This is a genomic window from Streptomyces sp. NPDC047042, assembly GCF_040644035.1.
GTDB lineage: Bacteria > Actinomycetota > Actinomycetes > Streptomycetales > Streptomycetaceae > Streptomyces.
Genome location: NZ_JBEYVP010000003.1, coordinates 69982 through 95716, shown reverse-complemented (window position 1 = coordinate 95716; position 25735 = coordinate 69982). Strand labels below are relative to the sequence as shown.

The window sequence follows — 25735 nt, the reverse complement described above, 5'->3', positions numbered from 1 at the left end:
CGTGTCGCGACCTGGGTCGCCCTGATTCCGGTCAGCCGATGGGGACCTGGTTGGAACGGGACTCGATGCCGTCGAGGGTCGCGAGGGTCTCGGCGTCGAAGGTGATCTCGCCGACCGCCGTGTTGGCCTCCAGGTGGGCGGCGTCGGCGGTGCCGGGGATGAGCAGCACGTTCGGGGCGTGGTGCAGCAGCCAGGCGAGGCCGACCTGAGCGGGCGTCACGCCCAGGGACTCGGCGGCGGCCCGAACGGCCGGTTCGTCGGTGACCTTCGGCAGGCCCGGAAAGGACCCGCCGAGCGGGAAGAACGGCACCCATGCGATGCCCTCGGCCGCGCACAGTTCGAGGATGTCCTCGTCGTCGCGGGAGGCGAGGCTGTACGCGTTCTGCACGCAGACGATGCCGGCCGGCAGGGCGCGGCGCAGGCCGTCGAGGGTGACGCTGCTCAGGCCGATCGCGCCGATCTTGCCCTCGTCGCGCAGGGCGGTCATCGTCGCGAGCTGGTCGTCGAGGTCGACGACCTGATCGCCCTCGGGACGCAGCCCGGGGCCGGTGTCCAGGCGGCGGAGGTTGACGACCGCGAGCTGGTCGACGCCGAGGCCACGCAGATTGTCCTCGACACTGGCACGCAACTGCTCGGGCCGCTGTGCCAGACGCAGCGGCAGCTGCCCGCCAGGGTTGGGGTCGGCGCCGACCTTGGTGACGACCAGGACATCGTCCTCGGGGCGCAGTGCCTCGCGGATCACGTCGTTGGCGAAACCGAAGCCGTAGAACTCGGCGGTGTCCACGTGGTCGACGCCCAGTCCGACCGCGCGGCGCAGCAGCGCGACGGCCTCGTCACGGCGGTGGTGCAGGCGCTCGAGTTGCAACGCGCCGTAGCCGACCCTGCTCACGGCGCGGCCTGCTAACGCAGCGGTCGGGTTGGTCATGACTCGGTCTCCTCGGTCGGTGATCGCAGGGCGGTGTACAGGAGTTCGGCCTGGTAGAGCGCCATGACCCGGTGGGCGATCGGGGTGGCACGCTCCTCGGCCTCGGCCGGCTCGTGGTGCTCGACCTTGACGAGCCAGGCCGTGACGCAGTCGTGCAGCATGGCGCGCATCCGGTCGGTCATGTCGACGACGATGTCGCGGATGGCCGGGTCGATGGTCGCCTCACCCCAGGTCTGCACGCCGACCCGGGCCTCGGCGGGCTCGATCGCGGAGATCAGACGGGAGAGCAGTTCGTCGGGACCGGGCGGGGCGTCAGCTGCGGCGTACTCGCCAAGAACGTCGGCACGCTTGGCGAGCACCTCGCGGGCGGCGGCCCGGACCAGGTCGGCCTTGTTGCGGTAGTGCGCATAGATCGAGCCGGCCGAGAGCCCGGACTCGGCGGTGATGTCGGCGATCGAGGTCCGCTCCAGACCGTTACGCCCGAAGCAGCGCACGGCGGCCTCGGCGATCTGGGTACGCCGGAGTTCTTTGCGCGCGTCGGTGAGCCGCGGCACCACACCCCCCAAAAAGAATGCCTGTTCTGCTTGTGTTCCGAGCACACTAACAGAATTGCCGTTCTCTTTACGGGGAGGGCTCTGGAGGCGAGGGGCACTTGGCGGGTCGCGCACCGTTGGACTGGGCCCCTCGGCCGAAAGACGGATGGGGCATCCACTGTCCGTCACCGCTGGTCGCAGGTCAGGGAGTTCGACCTCGACCGCTCGGGGGGCCTCGCGGAAGCGGCCGCTGCCGAGACCGCAGCACGTCTCACCTGGGCACGGAGCCCGCGGCAGCCTCGTCGGCCCAGGCGCTTACTCCAGCGCTGTCAGCCCCGGAGTTGACGCTTCGGCATACCCCGGGCTGACAAGGCCGGGCCCGGCCATCACCCCCAGGGAGTCGGTATTTCGGCTGATCCGCGGGGGCTGCTGCGACCCCGACGATGGAGGAGTGACCGGCCGGGCACGGAGCTGGACCACCGCCCGGCGCTGCCCGCGCCTTCGATCGGAGCAAGACCAGTCCTTCCACCCCAGGTTCCGTACGAGCTGAGCCCTCCCCCACCTCACCCTCCCCCACCCCACCTCACCTCACCTCACCTCACCTCACCAGGACCACACCACCATGTTCCGCACAGCCCTGCGCAACGTCCTCGCGCACAAGGCCAGACTGCTGATGACCGTGCTCGCCGTCATGCTCGGCGTCGCGTTCGTCTCCGGCACCCTGATCTTCACCGACACCTACCAGAACGCCTCCGACAGCCAGACGGCCAAGAGCTACGCCCACGTGGACGTCCAGGTCGACGAGAACACCGACTACTCCGGTGACTCCCCCGGCATCAGCCGGAAGACGCTCGACGAGGTCGCACGAGTCGACGGGGTCGCCGACGCCGCCGGACGGGTCGACGGGAGTGCCTACGTCGCCGACAGGCAGGGCGGGCTCATCGCCAACGGCCTGTTCAACTCGGCCGCCAACTTCGCCCCGGGCAAGGACGGCAAGGACCCGCTGTACGTGTTCTCCGACGGCAGCGGGCCGACCGGACCTGGACAGATCGCTCTCGACAAGGACACCGCAGACAAAGGTGGTTACCACGTCGGCGACACCGTGCCTGTCGCCCTCAAGGGTCCGGCAAAGACGTACAGACTCTCCGGCACCTTCACCACCGAGGACGAATCGGTGGCCGCAGGCGGCAGCCTGGTGCTGTTCGACACCACGACCGCTCAGCGGCTGCTCCTCCAGCCGGGCTTCTTCGAGCATGTCACCGTCACCGCCGCCCCCGGCGTTTCGAGCACCGAACTCGCCGCCGCCGTCGGAAAGGTGCTTCCGCACTCCGCGAAGGCCAGGACCGGCCGGCAACTCGCCGAAGAGGAGGCCAAGTTGGTGGCAGGAGACGCGACGACACTCAATGGAATCCTGTTCGCCTTCGCCGGCGTCGCCCTCTTCGTCAGTGTCTTCCTGATCGCCAACACCTTCACCATGCTGGCCGCCCAGCGCAATAGGGAACTCGCGCTGCTGCGCGCGGTCGGCGCCTCCCGCAGGCAGGTCACCCGGTCCGTGCTGATCGAGGCGCTGATCGTCGGCGCCGTCGGCGCGGCCGCCGGGCTCGGGCTCGGTGCGGCCATGGCCGCCGTAGCGAGCGCCACGGTCGAGTTCGAGGGCGGGACACCGGACGGGCCGCTGATCGTCACGTCGACGACCGTCCTGGTCGCGGCTGTCGTCGGTGTCCTGGTCACCATGGTGGCCGCCTGGTTGCCGGCCAGGCGCGCCTCGCGGATCCCGCCGGTCGCGGCCATCGGCAGCGCGCAGCTGCCGGCCACTACGAAGTCCCTGGTCCTGCGGAACGTGCTCGGCGGCATCCTCACGCTGCTCGGCGCGGCGGTCGTCGTCGCGGGTGCAGGTACAGGTTCAGGCGCAGGTGCAGGTGCAGGCGCAGGCGCAGGCAGCTCCAGGGGTGGAGCGATCGTCGGGTTCGGGGCCTTCCTCGCGGTGACGGGTGTGCTCGTACTGATCCCTTTGCTGTCCCGGCCGCTGATCGCGGTCGTACAGCCGCTGCTGAGGCGCGGCTTCGGAGTCTCCGGCACGCTCGCGGGCCGCAACGCGGTACGCAGCCCGCGCCGTACGGGCGCCACCGCCTCCGCGCTGGCCATCGGGCTCACCCTGGTCAGCGCCCTGACCGTGCTCGGAGTCACCATCGGCCAGTCCATGAACGCGATGACCACGGACATCGTCAAGGCCGACTACATGGTGACGGCCGGTGGAGCGCGCCTGGACGCCTCGGCGGTCACCGCCCTGCGCGAGGTCCCCGGTGTGCGGGCGGTGTCACAGGAGCAGCAGGGGTGGATGCAACTCGGCGGCAGCCAGCAGGATGTCACCGCCGTCATCCCGGCGGACTTCGACAAGGTCCTTCATCTTCCGGTGGTCTCCGGCTCGCAGGACGCGCTCGCGAAGGGGCAGGTCGCCGTCGACGAGAAAATCGCGCGGTCGCACGGCTGGAAGGTCGGGGACAGCCTGCCCGCGGTGTATGAGGACTCCGGCAAGGGCCGCAGGCTGACCGTCGGGGCCGTCTTCGCGTACAACGAGGTCGTCCTGCCGGTCGTCGTCTCCGCAGACGTGATCGACGCGAACGCCACCGCGGCGTCCTTCTCGAAGATCTACGTCACGACGGACGGCAGTACGAGCGAGCAGGCACTCGCCGACGCCCTCCCCGGCCGTCCCGGGATCAGGATCGACGACCGGCAGGAGATACGCAGCGAGCTCGGTGGAGCCTACGACACCCTGCTGAACGTGCTGTACGGGCTGCTCGCGATCTCCCTGATCATCGCGGTCCTGGGAGTGGTGAACACCCTCGCGATGTCGGTCTTCGAACGGCAGCGGGAGGTCGGCATGCTGCGAGCGGTCGGGCTCGACCGGCCGGGCGTGACTCGGATGATCCAGCTGGAGGCCGTGGTCATCTCCCTCTTCGGCGCGGTGATCGGCATCGGGCTCGGTTCCTTCCTGGGCTGGGCCATCTGCGAGATCACGAAGGCGGACATACCCGGCTACGCGCTGGTGCTGCCGTGGGGCCGGTTCGCCCTCTTCCTGCTGCTGGCGGCGCTGGTGGGTCTCCTGGCCGCCCTGTGGCCCGCCCGCAGCGCGGCCCGGCTGAACCTGCTCACCGCCGTCAGGACCGAGTAGCCGGTGCCGGACGATCTTTGCTTCCGCTTGGTGCCACGCATACCTGCCGCATAAAACGCGCTCCCTAGTGTCGATGAGGTGCACGCGGTAGTGCCACGACGTAGGTCTACGGGGGCTGGTCATATGTCGGATCTGGCGAAGGAAGCCACATCGATGCACAAGGCTGCGTCGGGGCTCCGGACAGTGGGACAGCACACGGCAAAGCCTTTGCAGGAGTTCACGGCGGCCTCGTACGCCCTGGACGCGTTGGGGGCGCTCGGGTCTCTGTTGGGTGCGAAGGCCGAGATCGAGAAGGGCATGACCACCCTGTCCCAGTTGACCAGGCAGTTGGAGGAGGAGTGGGAGGCGGAGGCGAAGCTGATCGGTGACGTGTCCGACGCCTTCGATCTGCTGGATCTGCTGCTGGCGGCTCAGGCCCGGGCGAAGAAGGGCTGAGCGGCCGGCTCATGGTGGACCTCAACCCGCTGCACTACATCAACAAGTTCAACCACATGTTCGGCGACTCGGTCGCCAGTGGGCTGGAGTTCCTGGGGATCTCGGATCCGGCGGTGGATCCGGACGGGGTACGGGAGATCGCGAAGAAGTGGCGGCACCTGGCCACCGGCCTGGAGGACGCGTCGGCCTCCGCCGACCGGGCGTTGGCGGACGTGGTGTGGGAGGGAAAGGCGGCCAAGGCCTTCCACAAGCGGTCCAAGGCGGCCGGTAAGAGCGCGACGGAGATGGCGCACTCGCTGCGGGAGGGCGCGAAGGCGCTGGACGACTTCGCGGACAAAGCCCATGAGCTGCTGTCCGAGATCGGTGTGGTCCTCGCGGAGATCGTCGAGTTCGAGATCGCCGGTCTGGCGCTGTCCGTGCTGACCGCGGGCGCGTCGGAGGTGGCCTCGACGCTGGTCGCGGGCGAGCGGGCACTGAAGGTGATCGCGCTGATCGGCCGGATCGAGGAGGAGGGCACAGCTCTCGGCTCTGTCGTGCGCGGGGTGATGGAGGTCATCCGGAACGTCGAGCGGACGCTGAAGGCGCTCAAGGAGATCCGGGGCGTGGCGGCGGCCGGGAAGATGGCGATGGACGGGGCGAAGTTCTCCGCGTTCGAGACGCTGCTCAAGGACCCGGCGGCGTTCAAGGACCCGGAGAAACTGGCGGGAATCCTGACCGAGGGCGCACTGGCCGGCATCGGATTCGGTGTCCTCGGCAAGACCCTCGGGAAGGGCCTGAAGGCCCTCAAGCCCAGTGAACTCGCCAAGCTGGCCAAGGCGTTGAAGCTCGGCGGAAACGATCTGTCGGGGCTCAGACTGCGGCCCGGTGAAGCCGAGGAACTCGAAGCCGCCATCCAGGCGGCGGAGAAGGAGTGCAAGCTCGACCCCATCGACGTGGCCACCGGCGACATGCTGCTGCCCCAGACCGACGTCGAACTGCCCGGCGTCCTCCCGCTGGTGCTGCGGCGCACCCATGTCTCCTCCTACCGGTGGGGCGGCTGGTTCGGCCCGTCCTGGGCGTCCACGCTCGACCAGCGTCTGCAGGCGGACGACGACTCCATCACCTATGCGGCACCGGACGGCTCCCGCCTCGTGTATCCGCTCCTGGACGCCGATGCCGATGCCGATACGCCCGTCTACCCGGCCGCCGGTCCCCGGATGCCGCTGTCCTGGGACATGGAGGTCGACGGCGCCCTGCGCCTGCTCGACCCCGGCACCGGCGTCTCGTACGTCTTCCACACGCCGGGGCCCGCCGACGACGGCAACGCGATAGAACTGCCGCTCCAGTTCATCGTGGACCGCAACGGGCAGCGCATCACGATCCAGTACGACCGCACGGGCACGCCCGTGGGCATCACGCACTCCGGCGGCTACCGCATCGCGATCGACCGGCACCGCGAACTGCCCCGCGTCACAGCCCTGCGCCTCCTGAACCCCGGCAGCCCCGACAATCCCGATAACGCCGAGAGCGCGGACAGCCACGGCACCACCCTGCTGACGTACGGCTACAACGAGGCCGGCCGGCTCACCGAGGTCACCAACTCCTCCGGTCTGCCCCTGCGGTTCACCTACGACGCCGAGGGGCGGATCACCTCCTGGACCGACCGCAACGACACGTCGTACACCTATACGTACGACGAGCGGGGCCGCGTCGTCCGCGCCGAGGGCAGCGGCGGCTATCTGTCCGGCACGCTCGACTACGACGACACCACCCGCACCACGACCACCACTGACGCGCTGGGCAACGTCACCCGCTACGAGCACAACGAGGCGTTCCGCCTCATCCGGACCACGGACCCGCTCGGGCACGTCACCCGCCAGGAGTGGGACGCGAACCACCGGCTGGTGGCCGTCACCGACCCCCTGGGACAGACAACCCGCCCGGTCCACGACGACCTCGGACGCCTGTGCGGCGTCATCCGTCCTGACGGCAGCCGGATCCACACGGAGTACGACGATCTCCAGCTGCCCACGGCCGTGACGGAACCCGATGGCACCGTCTGGCGCCATGAACACGACGAACGAGGCAACCGCACCGCCGTCATCGACCCCACCGGCGAGGCAACCCGCTACACCTTCGGGCGCAACGGCGCGATCAGGACTGTCACGAACCCGCTCGGTGAGCGCGTCGAGATCACCTCCAACGCGGCCGGGCTCCCCGTGGCGGTCTCCGACTCCTCCCGGGTGCTCAAGCGGTACACGTACGACGCCTTCGGCCGACCGGTGCGGGTCACAGGTCCCGGCGGTGGGACCACCCGCCTGACCTGGTCCGTGGAGGGCCGGCTCACCTCCCGTACGGGCCCGGACGGTTCGGTGGAGAGGTGGGTGTACGACGGCGAGGGGAACTGCACGGGCCACACGGATCCGCTCGGCGCGACGGTTCGCTGGGAGTACGACGTCTTCGACCTGCTGACGGCCCGGGTGGATCCCGACGGGACGCGTCACACGTTCTCCTACGACAGCGCACGACGCCTGACGACGGTGACCGACCCCCAGGGGCTCACCTGGGCCTACCGCTACGACCCTGCCGGACGGCTCGTCGAGGAGACCGACTTCAACGGTCACACCATGACCTACGAGTACAACGCGGGAGGGCTTCTGGTGCGGCGGACCAACTCCGCCGGTCAGAGCGTCACCTACGGCTACGACTCCACGGGGCAGCTCGTCGAGAAGGACGCCGACGGCCGCGCCACCCGCTTCGAGAACGACCCGGCCGGCCGCCTGCTGCGTGCCGTCGGCCCCGACTCGACACTGGAGTACCGGTACGACGCGGTGGGACGCGTCGTGGCGGAGACCGTCGACGGCCGTGTCCTCGCCACCTCCTGCGACGCCGCGGGACGCCGCACCCGGCGCACCACCCCTACCGGCGTCACGACGACGTACTCCTACCACCCCGGCGGAAACTACGAGGCCCTCACCCTGTCGGGCCGCACGTTCTCCTTCACGCACGACGCGGCGGGCCGTGAGATCCAGCGCACTCTGGACGACCGGTTCACCCTCGCCTTCGCCTGGAACGATCAGGGCCGCTTCACCGGCCAGACCCTCACCCTCCCCGGCACCGACCAGGCGCGCATCGACCGGACGTACGCCTACCGCGCCGACGGACATCTCACCTCCGTCACCGACGAGCACACCGGCAGCCGCACCTTCACCCTTGACCGGGCCGGCCGCGTCACCGCCGTTCGCGCCGCGGACTGGGAGGAGTCCTACGCCTACGACGACGCGGGCAACCAGATCCACGCCTCGTGGCCGGACCACCATCCGGGCGGTGAGGCACGCGGCCCGCGAAGCTACACGGGCACCCGGCTGACCAGCACCGGCGGCACCCGCTACGAGTACGACGCGGCGGGCCGCACGATCCTGCGCCAGAAGACGCGCCTGTCACGCAGACCCGACACCTGGCGCTACACCTGGGACGCCGAGGACCGCCTCACTTCGGTCACCACACCCGACGGCACCGTCTGGAACTACGTCTACGACCCGCTCGGCCGCCGCATCGCCAAGCAGCGTCTGACCGCGGACGGGGCCGTGGCCGAGGAGACCCGTTTCACCTGGGACGGCAGCACCCTCACGGAACAGACCACCCGCGTCACCGGGGCGGCGGAACTCGTCACGCTGACCTGGGACCATGACGGGCTCGCGCCACTCGCGCAGACGGAGACCAGGTCAGCGGCCTCGGCCCCGCAGGAGATCATCGACCGGCGGTTCTTCGCCATCGTCACGGACCAGATCGGCACTCCGACCGAACTCGTCGACGAGAACGGCGACATCGCCTGGCGTACCCGCTCCACTCTCTGGGGCACGACGACGTGGAACCGTGATGCCACCGCCTACACCCCGCTGCGCTTCCCGGGCCAGTACCACGACCCCGAAACCGGTCTGCACCACAACTACTTCCGCCACTACGACCCGGAAACCGGCCGCTACCTCACCCTGGACCCACTCGGCCTCGACCCGGCGCCGAACCCCGTCGCCTACGTCGACAACCCGCACACCCTGTGCGACCCGCTCGGGCTCACGCCCTGCGACGAGGCCGATGTCACCTGGGGCGGCCGCGTCCGCTACGGCGCGCCCGGCCCGGGCGGACGCGCCACCGGCATGGAGGCCACCATCGAGGCCGACATGACGGGCGGAAAGACCAACCCGCAGGTCAACGTGCCGGGCTATCAGAAGTACATGAAGCTCAACAAGACCCACCTGCTCGGCGCCCAGATAGGCGGCTCGAACAAGGACGTACGCAATTTCGTCACCATGCACCGGTTCGCCAACTCACCGGTCATGCGGAAGGTCGAGGACCAGATCAGAGCGGCGGTCGACCGGGGCGAGACCATCGAGTACTCCGTCACCCCCGTCTACCGGTCCGAGGATCCCAGCGACGTCGTACCGCTGGGGCTCACCGTGAACGTCCGGGGCAACAACGGCTTCGCCTTCACCCCCTACGAAGGCGGCAGCGCGACGAACTCCGTCACTATTCTGAACGTCCCCAAGCACTAGCCACCCCACCAACCCTGTTGCAGAAGGGATCCGGCCGCCATGCACCCCGCGGTGGAACGCCTGACCGAGATCATCCCGCCCGGCGCTCCGCGCCGCCCGCGCGACTGGGCGACCGCCGAGCAACAGCTCGGCACGCCTCTGCCGGAGGACTACAAGGAACTCGTCGAGACCTACGGAGGCGGCGTCTTCGACGAGACCATCTGGCTGCTGGACCCGGAATGCCCCGACGAGGACTACAACCTCCTCGAACAGGCCACGGCACGCGCCGAGATCCTCGCCGATCTGTGGGAGACCGAAGCCAGGCCGACAGAGCTTGAGCGCGATGCCGAGGCCCAGGTCCTCCCCTGGGCCTATGTCGAGGGGAGCGGCGCGTTCCTGTACTGGCTGCGGCGGCCGGCGCAGAAGCCGGGCGAGTGGACGGTCATGCTCAACGAAGGCCGCGGCCCCGAATGGGAGCACCACGCCGACCAGTGCGCCGCCTTCCTCCTGTCCGTCCTTACCGGCGAGGCGGACACCGAGTACTTCTCCGAACTTCCTGCCGAGAGCCACCAGTTCGACTCCAACGACAACATCCTCACCTGACAGGCTCCTCAGCTGAATCGCTCGCCTACGAGGTGGATCCGGCCGAGTCCTCCGGCGACGGCTCCAGGCGCGTGTAGGCGTGCACGCGGCTTTCCAATCCGTCCGGGTTCGGCGCGTAGACGGCGACCATGCGGGCGTATTCCGGCGCCCAGTAGCGGCCGATGCTTCCGGCCGGTACCCGGACGACGTCGCCCGTGACCGCCTCGACGGTTACTCCGTCGCAGGCGACGAACAGGTGGCCCTCAAGGACGTAGTTGAACTCGTCGTGTGGGTGCTCGTCCGTCCATGACTCGCCCCGCAGTTCCCACTCCATGAGGGCGACCCCCGGGCGTCGGCCCTCCCCCGGCGGCACGAAGGCGTGACCGCTCGGCCGCCCTTCCCGGTGCACGAGTGGACCGGCCGGGTATCTCTGCGGTGCCATCGTTCGCCCCTTCAGTCCGTTTCAGTCCGCTTCAGTCCTTCGCGAGTTCCAGCAGGGCGAGCGTCGCGCTGTTCGCCTTCTCGGCCAGCGGTGCGAGCGATCGTCGCCTGCCGTCCCACATGGCCCAGCGGTTCGCGCCTTCGAGGACCGTCATCACGAGCTTGACCTGCTGGACGGACGGCCCGAAGCCCATGTCCTCGGCCGCGGCCCGGTAGAGCGCCTCGTACAGGTCGACCCAGGCATCGACTTCGTCGCGGAGCGCCGACGGCAGGAAGCGCACCACCTGGTCGGTCGCCACCAGCAGGTCCCACAGGTTGCTCTCGGGAAGCTCGATCTGTCGTGTCAGGTGCACCTGCACCATCCGGCGCCAGCCCTCCCTGGGGTCCGGGACGCCTCGCACCTCGTCGAGCAGCGCGATGCCGAACTTGTAGAAGTGCCAGCGGAGGGACTCGGCCACGATCTCGTCGCGGCCGTCCGGGAAGTGGTTGTACAGGCTCGGGGCCTTGATCGACATCTCCTTGGCGATCATCCGCATGGTGACCGAGTTGAACCCGTTCTCGGTGGCGAGCCGGAGGAACGCCTCCAGGATCGCTCTGCGCGAGGCGCTCTGGCGACTCCAGTCGAGCTCGCTGAGGTGCTTGTCGAACTCCTCGACGGCGAGGGGCCACCGGTCCTCGGTCACCGACTCCTCCTTGGCCTGTGTGCGACGCGGGGAACTACCTTACGTTAGTCAGTATGCGAAGACGCTCCCGTAGACGTTCCAGTAGCGAAACTACCGTACGTTAGTTAGCCTGAAGTATGCCCGCTCAAACACACCTCGCCGCCGCTCTTGGCGCCGCCGGAGTCGAGTTCGACGACTCGCCGCTGGCCCGAGCGCTGTACTCGTCGGACGCGAGCCTGTACCGCGTCGTCCCGTCCGCTGTCGTGAAGGCGCGCGGCGAGGACGACGTGATCGCGGCCCATGAGGTGGCGCGTGAGCTGCGGATTCCCCTGACCATGCGCGGCGCGGGCACCAGCATCGCCGGCAACGCCGTCGGAAGCGGCATCGTCGTCGACACCCGCCGGTTCAACCGGGTGCTCGGCATCGACCCGGACGCGCGCACGGCGCGGGTGGAACCGGGGGTGGTGCACGCGGATCTGCAACGCGAGGCGGCCCTCTACGGGCTGCGCTTCGGGCCGGACCCGTCCTCGCACAGTCGCTGCACGGTCGGCGGGATGATCGGCAACAACGCCTGCGGGTCGCGGGCCCTGGGTTACGGCCGGACGGTGGACAACGTCGAGTCGCTGCGCGTGCTGTACGGAAACGGCGAGCTCGCCCTGGAGCAGGGCGGGCGGCCGGGTGGCGACACCGCGACGCGGCTGGCGGGCGTCGGCGACGCCAACCTCGCCCATCTGCGTACCGAGTTCGGCCGCTTCGGCCGCCAGGTCAGCGGCTACGGCCTGGAGCACCTGCTGCCCGAGCGGCGCCGCGTCGATCGGTTCCTGGTCGGCAGCGAAGGATCACTGGCCACGGTCCTGGAGGCGACCGTCCGCCTGGTCGACGACCGGGTCGAGCGCAGGCTGCTGGTGCTCGGATACCCGACGATGGCCGACGCGGCCGATGCCGTACCGGCGCTGCTCGCCGCGGCGACCGGCGCTCTCGTCGCGTGCGAGGGCATGGACTCGCGCATCGTGGACCTGGTGCGCGCGAAGGGCTCCGCGGTGCCCGGACTGCCCCGGGGAAACGGCTGGTTGTTCGCCGAGGTGGCGGGCGAGGAGGCGGCGGACGCGGTACGGCGGCTGGTGGACGCCGGCGCCGCGCTGGACACCCGTCTCGTCGACGATCCCCGTGAGGCGGCCGCGCTGTGGCGCATCCGTGAGGACGGCGCCGGGCTCGCGGGCCGGTCGCTGCCGACGCCGGCGTACGGCGGGTGGGAGGACGCCGCCGTTCCGCCGGAGCACCTCGGCGCGTGGCTGCGCGACTTCGAGGAACTGCTGCGGGCGCACGGCCTTCAGGGCATCCCGTACGGGCACTTCGGGGACGGCTGTGTCCACTGCCGCATCGACTTCCCGTTCCGGCCCGGCGACCCGGCCTCGGCGGGAGTCTTCCGCGACTTCATGACCGCCTGTGCGACACGGCTGCGCGACTACCGCGGCACCCTGTCGGGAGAGCACGGTGACGGCCGGGTCCGCGGTGAGCTGTTGCCGCTGATGTACGACGAGACGTCCCTCGCCCTGTTCCGGCAGGTGAAGGCCGTCTGCGACCCCGACGGCATCCTGAACCCCGGCATCATCGCCGAACCGGTCGCGATCACCGACGACCTGCGGCCGGTACGGCCCCAGGCGCCGGTGCGCCCCGGATTGCGGCTGGTGCACGACGCCGGGGACCTCGGTGCCGCCGTGCACCGCTGCACCGGGGTCGGGAAGTGCGTGGCGCCGAGGACCACGGGGGTGATGTGCCCTTCGTATCTCGCCACGAGCGACGAACGGGACTCGACCCGCGGCCGCGCCCGGGTGCTGCAGGAGGCGCTCGACGGTGGGCTTCTGCGAGGCGGTCTGAACGACCCGGCCGTGGCCGACGCCCTCGACCTGTGCCTCGCGTGCAAGGGGTGTTCGAGCGACTGCCCCAGCGGCGTCGACATGGCCACCTACAAGAGCGAGGTGCTGCACCAGCGGCACGACGTCGCCGGGCTGCGCCGGCCGCGGTCGCACCTGTTCCTCGGACAGCTCCCGAAATGGGCCCGGCTCACGGCACCGCTGGCGCGGCCTGCCAACCTGCTTCTGCGCGCCAGGCCGCTCGCCGCTCTGGCCAAGTGGGCCGCCGGCATCGACCACCGGCGGTCCGTACCGGCGTTCGCCTCCCCCACCCTGAAGAAGGCGACGGACGTGTCCTACGCGGCGGACGCCTCGCCCGATGTGTGGATCTGGGCCGACTCCTTCACCGACCACTTCTTCCCGGAGTCCGGGCTGGCGGCGATCCGGTTCCTGGAGTCGCACGGCCTCACGGTCCGGGTCATCCGGGAGGACGCCTGCTGCGGCCTGACGTGGATCACGACCGGACAGCTCGACCGGGCGCGGACCATCGTCGACCGGACCGTGCGGACGCTCGCGCCCTACGTCCGCGGCGGGGCCCCTGTCATGGCCCTGGAGCCGTCCTGTCTCGCGTCATTGCGCAGCGACGCGCGCGAGCTGTCCGGCGCCGAGGAAGCGGACGTGGTGGCGGCGGGGCTGCTCAGCTTCGCCGAGCTCGTCGAGCGCCTCGACCTGCCGCTGCCCGACCTGACCGGGGTGGAGGTGGTGGCACAGCCGCACTGCCACCACAGCGCGGTCATCGGCTGGGACACCGACCAGCGGCTGCTGGAGAGGGCGGGCGCGAACGTGACCAAGGTGGCGGGCTGCTGCGGTCTGGCCGGCAACTTCGGTGTGGAGAAGGGGCATTACGAGGTGAGCGTCGCGGTCGCCGAGACGCAGCTGCTGCCGACGGTACGCGCCCACGCGGACGCGGTGTTCCTGGCGGACGGCATGTCCTGCCGCATCCAGCTCGACGACCTGGCCCACGTACCGGTCCAGCACCTGGCCGAGCTGTTCGCGTCCCGCGTCTGAAGCCTCGACTCCCCCACTCCTGTCCTGGCAACACGTCTGCGGAGCCGGCCCGAGGGCTCGGCTCCGCAGACGTACGACGCGGGGGGAGGGATCAGTGGATCTCGTTGCGCAGGGTCCCGATCTTCTCCAGACGGACCTCGACCTTGTCGCCGGGGCGGAGCCACAGGGGCGGGTTGCGCTTGGCGCCGATGCCCTCGGGGGTGCCGGTGGCTATCACGTCGCCGGGGCTCAGGGTGAGGAACTGGCTGATGTACGCGATGATCCTGGCGACCGGGAAGATCATGTTCTTGGTGTTGGAGCCCTGGACCCGGGTGCCGTTGACGAAGGTCTCGATGTCCAGGGTCTGGGGGTCACCGATCTCGTCCAGGGTGACGAGCGCCGGCCCGAACGGCGTCGCCCGGTCCACGGCCTTGCCCGCGAGCCACTGGGTGCCGCGGTACTGGAGGTCGCGGGCGGTGATGTCGTTGAGGACGGACAGACCGGCCACGTACGACAGGGCGTCGCTCTCGTCCACGCGGGCGCACTCCCGGCCGATGACGACGGCGAGTTCGCCCTCGAAGTCGAGGTTGTCGGTGACGTCGGACCGGTCGATGGCGTCGTAGGGGCCGAGCAGGCTGCTGGCGAACTTGGCGAAGAGGTCGGGGTGGGCCGGCAGGGCACGGCCGGTCTCACCGACGTGGTCCGCGTAGTTCAGGCCCACGCACAGGACCTTGAGCGGGTCGGTGACCGGTGGCCCGAGCAGCACGGAGTCGAGGCTTCCCACGGGGTCGAGGGCTCCGCCGTCGAGGACCGGGCCGACGGCCGCGGCGATCTGGTCCAAGTGGCCGCCGTGTGTCTGGAGGAAGGCGCGGACGGAGGGAAGGTCCGGGGAGGTCCGGCGACCGGCGGCCCAGAGCGCGGAGTTGAGGTCGAACACCTGGTCGCTGTGGAGAAGGCCGGGCTTCCAGCCGGTCCGGGATTCGTAGGTAACGAGCTTCACGTCATGTCCTTCGGGGGTGGGTCGTAGGGCGAGGGCGGTGGGTGTCGTTCACGCAGGGGGTGAGTCGTCGGGCCGCGTGTGCCGTTCACGGCTGCGCCCTGCCCGCCGGGGAGGGTTGCGGGCAGGGCGCCGTACGAGGGACGGGAAGCCGTCAGGAGAGGCGGATCATCTTCTTGTTGGCGAACTCGTCCAGGCCGAGGCGGCCGAGCTCGCGGCCGATCCCGGACGCCTTGACGCCGCCGAACGGCAGGTCGGGCTGGCTGCGAATAAGGGTGTTGAGGCCGACCATGCCGACCTCCAGGCGCTCGGCGATGTCCGCGGCGAGGTCCTCGTCGCGGGTGAACACGGCTGACCCGAGGCCGAACCGGGAGTCGTTCGCGAGTTCGACGGCCTCCTCCACGGAGTCGGCCTTGTACAGGACGGCGACGGGTCCGAAGAGTTCCTCGCTGTGGGCGCGCATGTCCGGGGTGACCCCGGTGATGACGGTGGCCGGGTAGAACGCGCCGGGGCCTTCGGGGACCGCACCGCCCAGGTGCAGCTCCGCGCCCTTGGCCACGGCGTCCTCGACCTGCTCGGCGATCTCCTGCCGGCCCGACTCGGACGCCATCGGGCCGATGCGGGTCTCGGGGTCGAGCGGATCGCCGGTGTTCCACTGCTTCGCCCGGTCGAGGAACCCTTCCAGGAACCGGTCGTAGACGTCGCTGTGGACGATCAGGCGCTTGGAGGAGGTGCAGGACTGGCCCGCGTTGCTGAACCGGCCGGTGGCGGCCAGGTCGAGCGCCAGGTCGAGGTCGGCGTCCGGCAGGACGATGAAGGGGTCCGAGCCGCCGAGTTCCAGGACGCACTTCTTGAGGTGCCGGCCGGCCTGTTCGGCCACGATCCGGCCCGCTTCCTCGGAGCCGGTCAGCGAGACACCCTGCAGGCGGACGTCCGCGATGAGAGCGCCGATCTGCGAGGACGACACGATGAGGTTCTCGTAGACGCCCTTGGGGGCGTGCGCGTCGGCGACCGCGGCATCGATGAGGAGCGCCGTGCGGGTGCAGGAGCGGGCGTGCTTGAGGAGGACCGTGTTGCCCAGCAGCAGGTTGGGGGCGACGAACCGCGCGACCTGGTAGAGCGGGAAGTTCCACGGCATGATCCCGAGCACGGGGCCCGTGGGAGCCGTCCGGACGACGGCCCGTCCCCCGGCCCCGACCTCGATCACCTCGTCGGCCAGCAGCCGGGCGCCCGCGGTGGCGTAGTACTCGTAGATCGACGCGGCGAGGTTGACCTCGCCCTCGGCCTGGGCGAGGGGCTTGCCCATCTCGGTCGCCATCGCCTCGGCGAGTTCGGCGCCGCGCTCGCGGTGCAGTGCGGCGACACGGGCCAGCACGGCGGCCCGCTCCTCGACGCCGGTCCGGGCCCAGTCGCGGTAGGCGTCGGTGGCACGGGTGAGTGCCTCGGCCACCTCGGCGTCGGTCATCATCGTGTACTCGGCGAGCACCTCACCGGTGAGCGGCGAGATCGTCTGGTACGTGGACATGGCTTGCTTCTCCAACCGCTTGCGGGGGGGGTGTGGGTCAGACCGCGGACGGGACGCGGACCTCGTAGCTGGGGTATCCCTGGGCCGCCTCGGCCTCGGAGATCGCGATGAACCGGTCGAGACCGCCGACGTAGAAGTTGGCCGTCCGGGCCTTGCGCTTGCCGGGGATGTTGTTGCCGAAGATCCACGACCCGGTCTCCAGGAACAGCGAGCCCTTGAGCGCGTCGAGGCAGGCCTGGAGCCAGTTCTCCTCGGCCTCCTCGCGCAGCCGGATGGAGGCGCCGGGAGTGTCCTTGACGCTGCTGACGGCCTGGGCGATCCACTTGGCCTGGACGCCGATGGCGGAGGGGTTGTTGACGAACGGGCCGTTGGGGCCGAGGACCATGAACAGGTTCGGGAAGCCGGCCACGGTCATGCCCATGTGGCTGCGGGGGGCGTCGGCCCAGTGTTCCTTGAGGGTCCTGCCGCCGGTGCCGCGGATGTCCATGTTCCGGTAGCTGCCCTCGACGGCGTCGAAGCCGGTGGCCAGCACCAGGACGTCGAGTTCGTGGAGGGTGCCGTCCCGTGTGACGACGCCGGCGGGCACGAACTCCTCGATGGGGTTCTCCCGGGTGCTGACCAGGGTGACGTGGGGCTGGTTGAAGATCTCGAAGTAGCCGGAGTCGCAGATGGGGCGGCGGGCGAACAGCTCGGTCGGGGTGAGCTTGCGGGCCGTCTCCGGGTCCTTGACGATCTCCTTGATCTTCCGCTTGATGAAGTCGGCGGCGAGCTCGTTGGCGGCGCGGTCGCTGGTGACGTCGCAGAAGGTCTCGTTGGCGAAGGTGTAGTTGCCGCCCTTGCGCCAGGCCCACTCGAAGACGGCCTCGCGCTCCTCCGCCGAGACGCTCCAGATGCTGCGGGTGGTCTCGTCGACGCCGAAGCCGATCTTGGAGGTGCGGAACTCCTCCCAGCGGTCCTCGCAGGTGGCCCTGAACTGCTCCAGCTCGGCCTCGGACCACTCGCGGTTGCCGGCCGGGACGGTGTACTGCGCGGTGCGCTGGAAGGAGGTGAGGTGGGCGACGGTCCTGGCGGCCTCGGTCATGAACTGGATGCCGGTGGAGCCGTTGCCGATGACGCCGATGCGCAGGCCCGTCATGTCGAGGTCCTCGGGCCAGTCGGCGGTGTGGACGACACGGCCCTGGAACCGGTCGATGCCGGGGAAGTCGGGGACGTTGATCCGGGAGAGCAGGCCGGCGGCGGTGACGAGGAAGCGGGCGCGGAACTCGCCCCTGTCGGTGACGACGTGCCAGTGTGCGCTCTCCTCGTCGAAGGCCGCGCCGACCAGGGTGGTCTCCAGCTGGATCCGGGATCGCAGGTCCCAGAAGTCGACGGCGTCCTCGACGTACTGGCGGATCTCGGGGCCGGGGACGTAGCGGGTGCGCCAGTCGGTGCGCTGGAACAGCTCGCGGTCGTAGGGCAGTTGGTACATGAAGCTCTGGGTGTCGGAAAGCGCGCCGGGGTAGCGGTTCCAGTACCAGGTGCCGCCGACCTTCGGTGCCCTGTCGATGGCGATCGCGTCGAGACCGGCGTCGGCGGTGAGGGTGCGCAGTGCCATGACGCCGCCCATGCCGGTTCCCACGACGAGTGCGTCGATCTCACGAGCGGTTTCTTCGCTGCCCATTCATTGCTCCTTTGCGGGATCTCACGCACAGAAAAGCGACTTTGTTTCAGCGAGATTGCCGGAAGGGAGTCGCGTGCGATTTCGACAAAGCGACGTTACGTCCGGGAAATGTTGATCGCCAGACATCATTGATGCGAAGGCGCCGGGCGATTGTTTCCGTAACTGAAATGATCAATGCGGCCGCACGGGCTTTCAGGCGACGGCGGCCGGGCGGCCCTGAGGCAGAGAACGGCGCAGGTGTCCGAGCGCGGCCTCGACGGGTCGGTCCGCACACCCTGACCGCCACGCCGCCCGCAGATGGACATCGGGCACGAGTTCGCATTCGCGTCGGGCCAGCGGGATGAAGACGACGTTGGGATTGGCCGTCGAACGGGACACGGAGCGCAGGGCGAGATGGCAGCCGACCTCGGCTCCGACCAGGGCCAGGCAGGAGGAGGTGTCGGGGGCGAACTGGACGTTGTTGACGCCGCCGGCGCCGTGCGCGTAGCCGAGCCGCCACAGCCGGTCGGTGGTGACCGATCCGGTGGCGTAGGGCAGGGAGACGAACGGCTCGGCGGCCACGTCCTGGAAGGAGACGACCTGGGCGCCGGCGAGCCGGTGGGTCCGGGGCATCGCGACCACGAGGGAGTCGGTGATCAGGACCTCGCTGTCGAGGCCGGGCGGCAGGTTGTCGAAGCGGCCGAGACCGACGTCCACCTCGTCGTCCAGCAGGCGGCGGACCGTCGGCCTGGAGACGGCCTGCGAGGTCAGATCGAGCCGGATGCCGGGGTGGTCGGCGCGCATGCCTCGGGAGAGGGCGGCCACCAGGGGGTGCGCCGCGACCCCGCAGAACTCGACCCGGACGGTGCCGGACTCGCCGGAGAGCGCCGCGCCGACGGCGGCCTCGGCGACCGCGACGGCGGCCAGCACCTCACGGGCCGGTCCGATGAGCGCCTTGCCGGCAGGCGTGAGGGAGACCGAGCGGGTGTTGCGCTCGAACAGTCGGCTGCCGAGCTCGCCCTCCAGCGCCTGGATGGTGCGGCTCAACGGGGCCTGGGCCATGAAGAGCTGTTCCGCGGCACGGCCGAAGTGCAGGTGTTCGGCGACCGCGAGGAAGGCCTGAAGTTGTCGCACGTTCACGGTCGTACACCTCCGCTTGTGACGCTCGACACCCACCATAGGCTAACGTCCGTTAGTTAGCTAGAGTCTCGGGACAACGAGATTAATCCGGTTCCGACAACACACCGTTTCCGGTTCGGACGTATTCCGATTCCACTGCGCCGGACCCGTTGACGAGCTGTTCGTCGGTCCTTACGTTTCATTTCACTTTCCCCCGCGAACAGTTTTAGGCGGCTGTTGAAATGTCTCTTGCAAGCAGCACCGAAATCCCGGCCGACACCGCCGGTCATGCCGGAGGTCTGCTCCTTGTCGGGCCTCAGCAATACCCGAGCCTGGAACGGGAGCGGGCACTGGCCGAGGAGTTCGGGCTGGACTTCGTGATGGCGCCGGACAAGAAGGCGTTCCGCGCGGCGATCCCCGAAGCGACCGTGGTGCTGGTGACCCCGTACGCGCCCGTCGAGGCCCAGGACTTCGCCGCGATGAAGAAGTGCGTCGCGGTGGTGCGGTACGGCATCGGCTACGACAACATCGACGTGACGGCCGCCCGGACGAACGGTGTGCCGGTGGCGATCGTGCCGGGTGCGGCGACCGAGGAGGTCGCTTCGCACGCGCTCACCATGGGACTGCTGCTGGCGCGGCGCATCCCGGCGGGACAGTCGGCCATCGAGGCCGGCCAGTGGGCCGGCAGCGTCGGGATGGACACACCACGGTTCTCCCAGCTGGACGTCGCCGTCGTGGGCATGGGCCGGATCGGCCGCCAGGTCGCCCGCTGGTACGCGGCCCTGGGCACCAACGTCCGCGCCTACGACCCGTACGCGACCTTCGACTCGGTGCCGGCCGCGCCTCTGATGGAACTGCTCCTGCGGTCCGACGTGGTGTCGCTGCACCTCCCGCTGTCCGCCACGACCAGAAACCTGGTGTCCGCCGAGGTCATCCGCCGTATGCGGCCTCGCTCGGTCCTCGTCAACGTCTCGCGGGGCGGGCTCGTCGACGAGGCCGCGCTGGCGGACGCGCTGCGCTCCGGCCATCTGGCGGGTGCGGGTCTGGACACCTTCACGACCGAGCCGCTGCCCGCGGATCACGTCCTGCGCGGCGTGCCGAACCTGGTGATGACCCCGCACGTCGCGTGGCGGTCCGACCTGGCGATGGACGCACTCCAGGAGGCCGTCGTACTGCGCGCCCGCCAGGCCCTGACGGGGCTGCCGCTGTCGGACCTGGTCACCTGACCGGACCGGCGGCGCGCCGCGGCCAACTCCCCCCACACCCGAACGTCTGCGCGGGCACTGAGCCGGCGCAGCGAGCTCCACGCGGTGAGCACGTCCTGAACAGGACGGCATCCCCCGGGAGGCGACACGAACCACAACCGGCCCCGCGGTAGCTCGGGTGGGCCCCACCAGGAAGAGAAACTCATGGCAAGACACGAGCAGGTCCCCACCGTGAGTGGTGAGAGACGAAAGGCGGAAGTCGTGGATCAGCCGCGACGACTGCAGGGCAACATGGGCGTCGGAGAGCTCGCCATGAGCGTGCTCGCGTTCTCCGCGCCGCTGACCACGGTGGCGGGCTTCATCCCCGTGCTGCTGATGTACGGCGGCAAGACCGGGCCCGCGATCTACCTCGTGGCCACGGTCGTCCTCCTGGCCTTCTGCGTCGGCTTCACCCTGATGGGCCGCACCGTGCCCAACCCCGGCGGCTTCTACGCCTTCGTGACCCAGGGACTCGGCCGCTCGGCCGGTCTCGGCGGCGCGTTCCTCGCGACGTTCGGCTACTTCATGATCGGGTTCTTCGCGCCGCCGTTCTTCGCCATCACCGTCCAGAGCTACGTGGAGAAGAACCTCGGCGGTCCCCACATCGCGTGGGGCTGGTACGCGCTGGCGATCGTCGCGGTGACCACCGCGCTGGCCTACCGGCGCATCGACCTCTCGGCCAAGGTGCTGACCACCGTCATGGTGCTCGAAGTCGTGGTCGTCGTCGTCTTCGACATCGCGTCGTTCGCCCACGGGGCCCCGTCGGGCGCCGGAGGTGCCTCACTCGGCCTGCCCTCGGTCACCGACCCCAACATCGGTCTCGCCCTGCTGTTCGTGGTCGGCAACTTCTTCGGCTTCGAGGCCACCGTCATCTTCCGCGAGGAGGTCAAGGACCCCGACCGGACGATCCCCCGGGCCACCTATCTGTCCGTCGCGGGCATCGGTGTCTTCTACGCCCTGGCGGCGTGGGCCTACATCGCCTTCACGGGGGCCGACAAGGCACAGTCGGTCGCCACGGCCAACCTCGGCGGACTGTTCACCGACTCGATGACCGCCCTGGTCGGCAAGACCGTGGTGGACGTCGTCACCGTGCTGCTGATGACCTCGATCCTGGCGTCGATGCTGTCCATCCACAACGTCACGGCACGGTACATGTACTCCCTCGGTGCCGACGGGGTGGTGCCGAAGGCGCTGGGCAAGGTGCATCCCCGGCACGGGTCGCCGTACCTGGCCGCGTCCATCATCGGTGCGCTGTGGGCGATCGGCGTGGTCCTGTTCGTGGCGCTGGGCAGCGACCCGAACGTCCTGTACGCGCGTGCGTCCGGCATCGGTTCCTTCGCGATCCTGCTGCTCCTGTTCGCGGCGAGCCTGGCGGTGTTCTTCTACTTCCGCCGCAATCCGTCCTCCGAGCCCGCGTGGAAGACCGCGGCGGCACCGCTCGTGTCGGCCGCCGGGGTCGGCGTGGTGGCGTACCTCGCGGTGGCGAACTACTCGGACCTGCTCGGCGGATCCGGCTTCGTCACGTCGTTCTTCCTGTTCTTCACCTTCGCCCTGTTCGTCGTCGGGATGGTCCACGCGCGCGTGCTGCGCGGCCGACGCCCCGAGGTCTACCAGCGCATCGGCCGCCAGGAGCTGTGACGGCCTTCCGCTGAAGGGGACCGACCTCGATCGAGTGATCACGTCCCGCGCGAGAACGAGGTCGGCGCCCCCTATGCTAACTACCGTTAGTTAGTTACCGTTCAACGCAACTGTTCAACGCGACTGTGCAACGCAGCTGTTCAACGCATTTGTCGAACGATTCCGCAGCAACCGAGGTAGCCATGAGAACTCCGGCGGAGACAGCGCCGAACCGACCGGCCGCCGCCACCGGCGACGGGTTCCCGTTCCGGGTCGCGGTCGTCGGCGCCGGCCCCAGCGGGTGTTACACGGCCCAGGCTCTGCGCAAGGGACAGCCGGACGTCGAGATTGTCCTCCTCGACTCACTGCCGACGCCGTTCGGGCTGGTCCGGTACGGCATCGCGCCGGACCACCAGGGCGCCAAAGCGGTGTCGCGCCAGTTCGAGCGGGTCTTCGCACAGCCAGGAGTGGAGTTCCTCGGAAACGTGTCCGTCGGGAACGACATCGGCTTCGCGTCGCTTCTCGAGAACTTCCACGCGGTCGTCCTCGCGACCGGGCTGGGGGCGGACCGGCAACTGGCCGTGGACCAGGATCCGGACGCCCGGGTCGTCGGCGCCGGAGACCTGATCCGGCTGCTGAACTCGGACCCGGACGCCCTTCTGCGCCACCGGCCGGGCGGCCTCGAAAGCCTCGGTACCGAGGTCGTCGTCCTCGGCACCGGGAACGTCGCGGTGGACGTCGCACGGCTGCTGTCGAAGTCCGACCTGGACCTCATCGCGTCCGACGTCGACGACGACGCCCTGCGCGCGGTGGCGCCGAGCCCCGTACGGACGATCCACATCCTGGGGCGATGTCCGTCGCAGCTGGCGAAGTGGGACGCGTCGATGGTGAGGGAACTCGCCCAGGTCGTCGGTGTCCAGGTGAACGTGGACGGCACACCTCTCCCCGGCGAGCCGACGAACTCCCCCCGGACGACGGTGAACGTGCGGTTCGAGCAGGTTCCGGCCTCGATCCGGCGGCACGGCGGCCGGATCCGGGTGACGACGCACCGGGCGGGCGACAGCGGGCAGGTCGGCCATGTCGACGCCGACACCGTCATCACGGCGCTCGGGTTCGAGTCCCCGGCGGCGCACCTGGCCCGGTCCGGTGGCCTCGACGCGCCGAACGTCTTCCGGGTGGGCGGCCCGGCCACCGGCCGGCTGGGCAACCTGGCGGAGAACCGGAAGCTGGCGGCGGACACCGCGAAGGACGTCCTCGCGTTCCTCCGCGGCCAGGTCCAGCCGCGCCGTGCGGGCCTGGCCGGCCTCCGCGACCGGCTGCCCGCCTCCGCGGTGGACTTCGACGCGTGGCGGCGCATCGACGACGCGGAGCTCCGGCGCGCCCGACCCGACAGATGCCGGACCAAGTTCACCACCAGGGACGAACTCCTCGCCGCGGCGGCGGGTTCCGCCGCCCCGCCTTCCACACCGTTGGCCACAACCGGGCCGTCGACAACCCAGGAGAAGTGACATGACCGTCGTACACGTCCTGTTCGGGACCGAGTCGGGCAACGCGGAGATGGTCGCCGACGACATCGCCGCCGCGTTCGGTGAGCAGGGATTCGAAGCCGTCACCTCGGAACTGACCGACGTCGAGGTGTCCGACCTGGCGGCCATGGAGCTCGCCGTGTTCGTGAGTTCCACCTACGGGGAGGGCGGACTGCCGGAGACAGCGGCGCCGTTCTACGACGCGCTCGTCACGGAGCGCCCCGACCTCACCGGCGTGCGCTTCGCGGCGTTCGGGCTGGGCGACAGCGTCTACGAAACGTTCAACAACGCCATCGAGACCCTCCGTACGGCCCTCCTGGAGCTCGGCGCCGAGCAGATCGGGACCACGGCCAGGCATGACGCCGCGTCGACGACCCCGGCCACCGACCTCGCCGAGGCCTGGGCCCGTGACCTCCTGCCCCTTGTGGCCGTCTGACCTCGCCTCAGCCCGACCGGATCCGAAGGAGTGACCACCCATGAGCCTGACCATCGAGGACGCCTCGGCGCTGTTCCCGTGGAACGACGAACAGTTCCGGGCCGACCCGTACCCGGCGTACGAGCGGGCGCGGGCGATCGCGCCGGTGCACCGGACGACGGAGAACACCTACGTGGTGCTGAACCACGCGGACACCATGCACAACGCGAAACTTCCGTGCATGCGGATCGCGGAGCCGCCGTCCTTCGCCGTCCCCGGTGCGCCGCCGCACCCGTGGACCGCGTTCGACAACACGGTCCTGTCGAAGGACGCGCCCGAGCACACCAGGATGCGGCGGCTGACGAACCGCTGGCTGACTCCGAAGAAGATCGGCACCTGGGCGCGGCTGACGCACGATTTCACGGTCGAGGCGCTCGACCGGCTCACCCCCGGTGAGGTGGTGGACGCCCATTTCGACCTCGGCGTACTGCCGACCCATCTGACGATGTGCCGCATCCTCGACATGCCCGTGGGTGACGTCGAGGGAATGTTCTGGGCGCTGTGGGACGCGATGCTCATCAACGCGACCGCGCCGGGAGAGGACATCCACGCCAGGTCGCTGGCCGGCATGGACTTCATGTTCGCCGAGACCGAGCGGTACGTGCGGGAGAAGCAGACCGCCGAGGCGCCCGGAAACGGCCTGGTCGACGAACTCCTCGCGGCTCACGGGCGCGGCGACCTCACCTGGCGCGAGGTCCTGGAGACCACGGTGCTGCTCTACATGTCGGGCGGCCCGAACCCCGCCTACCTCATCGGCGCCGGATTCAAGCTGTTCGCCGAACGACCGGACCTGATGGCGGAGTTCGGCCGGCGTCCCGAGATCCGGGACGCCTTCATCAACGAACTGGCGCGGCTGAACCCGGTGGAGCTCATCATCACCCGCTTTCCGAACGAGGACATCGAGATCCAGGGCGTCCACATCCCCGCCGGCTCGTGCGTCAAGTACCCGATCGGCGCGGCGAACCGGGACCCCGCGGTGTTCGAGAACCCCGACGAGTTCGACTACAACCGTCCGCCCGACGCGAGCCGGAACCTGACCTTCGGCCTCGGCACCCACGCCTGCGCCGGGCAACTGCTGGCGCGGGCCGAGACCAGCGCGATCCTCGGCCTCGTCGCTGAGCGGTACGCCTCGGTCGAACTCGCCGGCGATCCCGTCGAGGTCCGCACCGACCGACTGGTCGCCTTCGACAAGCTGCCGGTGCGACTGCACTGAGATCACTGGGGCGTTCGTGTCACGGCCCCTCAACTCTTGCTCCACTCTGGTGGGCCGTCACGAGGCCCGGCCCGGCCGGTGGGAGGCCGGGCCGGGCCGGGCCGCGTGAGCCTGAGGGCACGACGCGATGCCGGCAGGTGGGGGCGTCGGCTCCCTGGCGGCCTCGGCATGAACGGCGGGCTCCTGAAGTGCGCTGGTTCAGCCGCGGGCTCCCCCGCC

18 protein-coding genes are annotated in these 25735 nt (G+C 69.8%); 10 read left to right on the top strand and 8 right to left on the bottom strand.

Annotation, left to right across the window (positions count from 1 at the left end):
- Positions 1 to 31: 31 nt before the first annotated feature.
- Both ABZ855_RS04095 and ABZ855_RS04090 read right to left on the bottom strand, forming a co-directional pair.
- Complete coding sequence (locus ABZ855_RS04095) at positions 32 to 925, bottom strand: aldo/keto reductase (protein ID WP_360800510.1); 894 nt, start codon at positions 923 to 925, stop codon at positions 32 to 34.
- Positions 922 to 1524: a TetR/AcrR family transcriptional regulator gene (locus ABZ855_RS04090; RefSeq protein WP_360800507.1), complete on the bottom strand. Its 603-nt coding sequence runs from the start codon at positions 1522 to 1524 to the stop codon at positions 922 to 924. Before ABZ855_RS04090 ends, ABZ855_RS04095 begins: the two co-directional genes overlap by 4 nt.
- A gap of 556 nt (positions 1525 to 2080) precedes the next feature.
- Between ABZ855_RS04090 and ABZ855_RS04085 the strand changes: the two genes are divergently transcribed.
- The 4 genes from ABZ855_RS04085 to ABZ855_RS04070 all read left to right on the top strand — a co-directional run bounded on the left by ABZ855_RS04085 (position 2081) and on the right by ABZ855_RS04070 (position 10179).
- Entirely contained in the window at positions 2081 to 4630 is a 2550-nt protein-coding gene (locus tag ABZ855_RS04085; RefSeq protein WP_360800504.1) for an FtsX-like permease family protein, read from the top strand.
- Between the two features lie 153 nt (positions 4631 to 4783).
- Complete coding sequence (locus ABZ855_RS04080) at positions 4784 to 5065, top strand: hypothetical protein (RefSeq protein ID WP_360800501.1); 282 nt, start codon at positions 4784 to 4786, stop codon at positions 5063 to 5065.
- Positions 5066 to 5076: 11 nt separating this feature from the next.
- Complete coding sequence (locus ABZ855_RS04075) at positions 5077 to 9597, top strand: DUF6531 domain-containing protein (protein WP_360800498.1); 4521 nt, start codon at positions 5077 to 5079, stop codon at positions 9595 to 9597.
- Between the two features lie 39 nt (positions 9598 to 9636).
- Positions 9637 to 10179 carry an SMI1/KNR4 family protein gene (locus ABZ855_RS04070; protein WP_360800495.1) on the top strand — a complete coding sequence of 181 codons (543 nt, stop codon included), beginning with the start codon at positions 9637 to 9639 and terminating at the stop codon, positions 10177 to 10179.
- Between the two features lie 25 nt (positions 10180 to 10204).
- Here ABZ855_RS04070 and ABZ855_RS04065 read toward each other — a convergent pair whose 3' ends face one another.
- Together ABZ855_RS04065 and ABZ855_RS04060 are read right to left on the bottom strand one after the other, a co-directional pair.
- Positions 10205 to 10600, bottom strand: coding sequence for a cupin domain-containing protein (locus ABZ855_RS04065; RefSeq protein ID WP_360800492.1), 396 nt, complete (start codon positions 10598 to 10600; stop codon positions 10205 to 10207).
- A gap of 31 nt (positions 10601 to 10631) precedes the next feature.
- Positions 10632 to 11282, bottom strand: a complete 651-nt coding sequence (locus ABZ855_RS04060; protein ID WP_360800489.1) for a TetR/AcrR family transcriptional regulator — start codon at positions 11280 to 11282, stop codon at positions 10632 to 10634.
- A gap of 116 nt (positions 11283 to 11398) precedes the next feature.
- Between ABZ855_RS04060 and ABZ855_RS04055 the strand changes: the two genes are divergently transcribed.
- Positions 11399 to 14182: an FAD-binding and (Fe-S)-binding domain-containing protein gene (locus ABZ855_RS04055; RefSeq protein WP_360800486.1), complete on the top strand. Its 2784-nt coding sequence runs from the start codon at positions 11399 to 11401 to the stop codon at positions 14180 to 14182.
- 91 nt (positions 14183 to 14273) lie between these two features.
- On the opposite strand, the gene ABZ855_RS04050 is transcribed toward ABZ855_RS04055, so the two are convergent.
- The 4 genes from ABZ855_RS04050 to ABZ855_RS04035 all read right to left on the bottom strand — a co-directional run bounded on the left by ABZ855_RS04050 (position 14274) and on the right by ABZ855_RS04035 (position 19462).
- Entirely contained in the window at positions 14274 to 15161 is an 888-nt protein-coding gene (locus tag ABZ855_RS04050) for a fumarylacetoacetate hydrolase family protein (RefSeq protein ID WP_360800483.1), read from the bottom strand.
- A 151-nt stretch (positions 15162 to 15312) separates the two neighbouring features.
- Positions 15313 to 16683 carry an NAD-dependent succinate-semialdehyde dehydrogenase gene (locus ABZ855_RS04045; protein WP_360800480.1) on the bottom strand — a complete coding sequence of 457 codons (1371 nt, stop codon included), beginning with the start codon at positions 16681 to 16683 and terminating at the stop codon, positions 15313 to 15315.
- Between the two features lie 37 nt (positions 16684 to 16720).
- On the bottom strand, positions 16721 to 18343 hold the full coding sequence (locus ABZ855_RS04040) for an NAD(P)/FAD-dependent oxidoreductase (protein WP_360800476.1): 1623 nt from the start codon (positions 18341 to 18343) through the stop codon (positions 16721 to 16723).
- Positions 18344 to 18535: 192 nt separating this feature from the next.
- The gene (locus ABZ855_RS04035) at positions 18536 to 19462 is read right to left on the bottom strand and encodes a LysR family transcriptional regulator (RefSeq protein WP_360800473.1); all 927 of its coding nucleotides are present in this window, start codon (positions 19460 to 19462) and stop codon (positions 18536 to 18538) included.
- A 221-nt stretch (positions 19463 to 19683) separates the two neighbouring features.
- Between ABZ855_RS04035 and ABZ855_RS04030 the strand changes: the two genes are divergently transcribed.
- The 5 genes from ABZ855_RS04030 (at position 19684) to ABZ855_RS04010 (ending at position 25516) form a co-directional block, all read left to right on the top strand.
- A complete protein-coding gene (locus ABZ855_RS04030) occupies positions 19684 to 20667 on the top strand; it encodes a C-terminal binding protein (RefSeq protein WP_360800470.1) in 984 nt (327 codons plus the stop codon).
- A 240-nt stretch (positions 20668 to 20907) separates the two neighbouring features.
- Positions 20908 to 22323 (top strand): APC family permease, encoded by a 1416-nt coding sequence (locus ABZ855_RS04025; RefSeq protein ID WP_360800467.1) that lies wholly within the window; start codon positions 20908 to 20910, stop codon positions 22321 to 22323.
- A 182-nt stretch (positions 22324 to 22505) separates the two neighbouring features.
- Positions 22506 to 23810 carry an FAD-dependent oxidoreductase gene (locus ABZ855_RS04020; protein ID WP_360800464.1) on the top strand — a complete coding sequence of 435 codons (1305 nt, stop codon included), beginning with the start codon at positions 22506 to 22508 and terminating at the stop codon, positions 23808 to 23810.
- A gap of 1 nt (position 23811) precedes the next feature.
- A complete protein-coding gene (locus ABZ855_RS04015; protein ID WP_360800461.1) occupies positions 23812 to 24264 on the top strand; it encodes a flavodoxin domain-containing protein in 453 nt (150 codons plus the stop codon).
- 40 nt (positions 24265 to 24304) lie between these two features.
- Positions 24305 to 25516, top strand: coding sequence for a cytochrome P450 (locus tag ABZ855_RS04010; RefSeq protein ID WP_360800458.1), 1212 nt, complete (start codon positions 24305 to 24307; stop codon positions 25514 to 25516).
- Positions 25517 to 25735 lie beyond the last annotated feature (219 nt).

What these genes read in the sequence shown, in the direction of transcription:
- ABZ855_RS04010 (WP_360800458.1), top strand. Translation starts at nt 24,305, where the DNA reads ATGAGCCTGACCATCGAGGACGCCTCGGCGCTGTTCCCGTGGAACGAC.
- ABZ855_RS04055 (WP_360800486.1), top strand. Translation starts at nt 11,399, where the DNA reads ATGCCCGCTCAAACACACCTCGCCGCCGCTCTTGGCGCCGCCGGAGTC.
- ABZ855_RS04040 (WP_360800476.1), bottom strand. Translation starts at nt 18,343, where the DNA reads ATGGGCAGCGAAGAAACCGCTCGTGAGATCGACGCACTCGTCGTGGGA.
- ABZ855_RS04020 (WP_360800464.1), top strand. Translation starts at nt 22,506, where the DNA reads ATGAGAACTCCGGCGGAGACAGCGCCGAACCGACCGGCCGCCGCCACC.
- ABZ855_RS04075 (WP_360800498.1), top strand. Translation starts at nt 5,077, where the DNA reads ATGGTGGACCTCAACCCGCTGCACTACATCAACAAGTTCAACCACATG.
- ABZ855_RS04085 (WP_360800504.1), top strand. Translation starts at nt 2,081, where the DNA reads ATGTTCCGCACAGCCCTGCGCAACGTCCTCGCGCACAAGGCCAGACTG.
- ABZ855_RS04015 (WP_360800461.1), top strand. Translation starts at nt 23,812, where the DNA reads ATGACCGTCGTACACGTCCTGTTCGGGACCGAGTCGGGCAACGCGGAG.
- ABZ855_RS04095 (WP_360800510.1), bottom strand. Translation starts at nt 925, where the DNA reads ATGACCAACCCGACCGCTGCGTTAGCAGGCCGCGCCGTGAGCAGGGTC.
- ABZ855_RS04080 (WP_360800501.1), top strand. Translation starts at nt 4,784, where the DNA reads ATGCACAAGGCTGCGTCGGGGCTCCGGACAGTGGGACAGCACACGGCA.
- ABZ855_RS04045 (WP_360800480.1), bottom strand. Translation starts at nt 16,683, where the DNA reads ATGTCCACGTACCAGACGATCTCGCCGCTCACCGGTGAGGTGCTCGCC.
- ABZ855_RS04030 (WP_360800470.1), top strand. Translation starts at nt 19,684, where the DNA reads ATGTCTCTTGCAAGCAGCACCGAAATCCCGGCCGACACCGCCGGTCAT.
- ABZ855_RS04065 (WP_360800492.1), bottom strand. Translation starts at nt 10,600, where the DNA reads ATGGCACCGCAGAGATACCCGGCCGGTCCACTCGTGCACCGGGAAGGG.
- ABZ855_RS04070 (WP_360800495.1), top strand. Translation starts at nt 9,637, where the DNA reads ATGCACCCCGCGGTGGAACGCCTGACCGAGATCATCCCGCCCGGCGCT.